We start from the raw sequence: 3,209 nt of genomic DNA, 5'->3' as shown, positions 1-3,209 counted from the left end.
CCCCGCCCCCGCCCTGTGCCTACCTGGACCACCGGGACCACCGGGCGCGCCAGGGGCAGCAGGAACAGCAGAGGCATCGAAGGAACCAGAGGAAGGAGGACGGACGATGACCGATGTCGAACGGGTCGGGATCGTGGGCTGCGGGCTGATGGGATCCGGCATCGCCGAGGTCTGCGCCCGCGCCGGACGGGACGTCGTGGTGGTGGAGACGACCCGTACGGCCGCGGCCGCCGGCCTGGAGCGGATCACCCGCTCCCTGGAACGGGCGGCGGCGTCCGGAAAGCTGACCGCCGCCGACCGGGACGCCGCCGCCGGCCGGATCGCGGTGACCACCGACGTGGCGCGGCTGGCGGACCGGGACCTCGTCGTCGAGGCGGTCGCGGAGGACGAGAGGGCGAAGCTGGAGGTCTTCGCCCTGCTCGACCGGGTGGTGGAGCGCCGGGACGCCGTCCTGGCGACGAACACCTCCTCCATACCCGTCATCCGGCTGGCCGCGGCCATCTCGCGGCCGGAGCAGGTCATCGGCCTCCACTTCTTCAACCCCGTTCCGGTGCTGCCGCTGGTGGAGCTGGTGCCGTCCCTGCTCACCGGGGAGGAGACCGTCCGGCGGACGCACGCCTTCGCGTCCGGGGTCCTGGGCAAGGAGGTCGTCCGCGCGAAGGACCGGGCGGGGTTCGTGGTGAACGCGCTCCTCGTGCCGTACCTGCTGGCCGCCGTACGCATGGCCGAGTGCGGTACCGCGTCGGCCGAGGACATCGACCGGGGCATGACCCTGGGCTGCGCGCACCCGCTCGGACCGCTCGCCCTCGCCGACCTGATCGGCCTGGACACGGTGCAGGCCATCGCGCGGTCGATGTACGCGGAGTACCGGGAGCCGCTGTACGCCCCGCCGCCGCTGCTGGCCCGGATGGTCGACGCCGGGCGGCTGGGCCGCAAGACGGGCAGGGGCTTCCACAGCTACGGCGCCCACGCGGGCGGCGTGATGCGCGAGGATGGTGGTGTGGTGGCCACGGCAGCCGGGCCCACCCGCCCGGTCCACGGGCGCCGACACGGGGAGCAGCCAACGTGACCACCAAGGCCGAGCGCGCACTCGAGACGCGTGAGCGAATCCTCACGGCCGCGTGCGAAGTCATCGCCGACATCGGCTTCGAGAACGTCAGCATGCGCAAGGTCGCCGAGCACGCCGGGGTGTCGAAGGCCCTGCTGCACTACCACTTCGACACGCGGGAGAAGCTCTTCGCCGAGGCGATGACGCACTCCTTCGCCCAGACCGGTACCGACACCGAGGGCGTCGCCGACTCGGTGCCCTCCTCCGTCGTCCTGGCCCGCATCCTGCGGAGCATGCTGCCGTCGGACGCGGAGCTGCGCCAGGACTGGAAGCTCTGGCAGGAGCTGTGGGTGCGCGCCCAGCGCGACCCGGCGGCCCGGCACTTGGCCGTCGACCTGTACGACCAGCTGCACGCGTGGGTCGGCGGGGCCGTGGAACGCGGGATCCGGTCCCGGGAGTTCACCGATTGCGACGTGTCCGCGCTCGGGACCCTGGTGCTGGCCCTGTGCGACGGCCTCGGCATCCGGCTGATGCTCGACGATCCCCGGGTGGACCTGTCGACGGCCCGGTCGACGATCTGGCGGACCATCGCGCCCACGCTCGGTATCGCCCCGGAGTTCCCGGGCGTCTGACGGGGCCGGGCGGGTTCGGGGGCTCCGGGCGCGGCGGGGGCACTCAGCGCGGGCCGTGCACCGTCTGGACACGGCCGTCCGGGTCGACCGTGAGGGCGACGCGCTCCGTCTTGTGCCCCACGGCGAGCGCGATCCACACGACGCCCCACAGGAGGCACGTGAAGATGGTCAGGATCGCGTGCAGGACGTGGTTGACGTCCCCGCCGCGCACCAGCACCGCCTGGGTCGGGGAGCGCGATTCGACGCGCCACCCGACGCTGACGTACTGGTTGACGGTCCAGTCGAGGACCGCGGCGCGGCGCCCCTCGTCGAGCGGCTCGCCCGTGGGCGAGTGGAGCAGGTCCGGGGGCGGTTCCGGGGGCGGCCCCCAGCGCTGTGGTCCGTCGGACTTGGGCATCGGTCCAGCCTCCCGCGCTTTCGGGACGGTCTCGCACATCCCAGGGTGCGCCGCACCGGCCGGACCGGCATTCCGAACCCTCGAATCGCACACATGCCCGATATCACCGCCGACCGGCCCGCCGTTGTCAGTGCCCGGCCGTACAGTCGCAGCAATCCCATTCAAGGATTGAGGCGGGCTGCCTCGCTGCACGATCCCGCCCCACCGGACCCCCACGGGGGACAGCGCCCGGTGGGGTGGCGCGCAGTCCGGGTGCGCACCCCGGGCGCACGGCCCGGATGCGCGGACGGTACCGCCCGCGGCGCCCCGAGGGCGGGGAATCGGCGAATCAGGGGTGGCGCCGTGCCGTCGTCGGCAGGATGGGGGCATGGACCGTGGGGACATGAGGCCGCGCGGGTCGCGGCCGGTGGTGGTGCGGGTGCCGGTGGAGCTGGTGGAAGCCGCAGTGGAAGCCGACGCGCTCGACGCGGTGGCGCGGGCGGGCGATGTGGTGGTGCGCGGCCCGCTGTTCGGGGTTGCGGCGCAGTCCGCCGGGGACGGGCCGCGGTGGCGGGTGGTGCTCGAGGTGACGGCCGGCTGTCCGCAGCAGGCGCGCGACGGGCTGAACTCGCGGCTGTGGTTCCACGCGAAGGACCATGCGCAGGACCGGGCCGAGCGGCGCGCTCTGCTGTCGGCGGTGGCCCGGCTGGAGAGCGAGCGGGTCGACGAGCTCGTCGTGTCCGGCACCCGGTACCGGGTCGTCCGCGCCGAGGAGTACGCGGCCTCGGGCCCGGGCGGTATGGAGGCGCCGCGCCCCACGGATCCGGAACCCCTCAAACCCGATTGGGACCGTGCCGTCAGGGAGCCCGAGATCGACGACGGGCTGGTCGTGGATCCGGACGCGCCGGTGACCCCGACCCAGGCGTTCGAGCAGCTCGCGCTGCGCGGCCTGTGCTACACGGGCGAACGGTTCCCCGAGGAGGTGCGCGCCGACTCGCGGCGGGCGCTCGACACCACCCGGACGTCCTGGTGATGCCCCCGACCTTCACCGTCGTGGAGCAGACCGCGGGCGGCTGGCGGCCGGTCAGCGGTCCGCACGCGACCCCGCACGCCGCCCGCAAGTCGCTGGACTTCGCCCTGACGTGGATGTGGC

3 protein-coding genes and 1 pseudogene are annotated in these 3,209 nt (G+C 73.8%); 3 read left to right on the top strand and 1 reads right to left on the bottom strand.

Annotation, left to right across the window (positions count from 1 at the left end):
• The first annotated feature begins 106 nt into the window (after nucleotides 1-106).
• Entirely contained in the window at nucleotides 107-1,069 is a 963-nt protein-coding gene (locus ACWGE1_RS40665; RefSeq protein ID WP_453425505.1) for a 3-hydroxybutyryl-CoA dehydrogenase, read from the top strand.
• Entirely contained in the window at nucleotides 1,066-1,680 is a 615-nt protein-coding gene (locus tag ACWGE1_RS40660; protein ID WP_453425504.1) for a TetR/AcrR family transcriptional regulator, read from the top strand. The genes ACWGE1_RS40665 and ACWGE1_RS40660 overlap by 4 nt, the downstream gene beginning before the upstream one ends.
• Nucleotides 1,681-1,723: 43 nt before the next feature.
• On the opposite strand, the gene ACWGE1_RS40655 is transcribed toward ACWGE1_RS40660, so the two are convergent.
• On the bottom strand, nucleotides 1,724-2,077 hold the full coding sequence (locus tag ACWGE1_RS40655) for a hypothetical protein (RefSeq protein ID WP_453425503.1): 354 nt from the start codon (nucleotides 2,075-2,077) through the stop codon (nucleotides 1,724-1,726).
• Between the two features lie 367 nt (nucleotides 2,078-2,444).
• Between ACWGE1_RS40655 and ACWGE1_RS40650 the strand changes: the two are divergent.
• Nucleotides 2,445-3,209 (top strand): annotated as a pseudogene (locus ACWGE1_RS40650) (DUF5954 family protein); the annotation flags it as partial.

It is taken from the genome of Streptomyces sp. NPDC054932, from assembly GCF_053610205.1.
The sequence above is the reverse complement of the archived record's forward strand: the minus strand, read 5'-3'. Positions and strand labels throughout refer to the sequence as shown.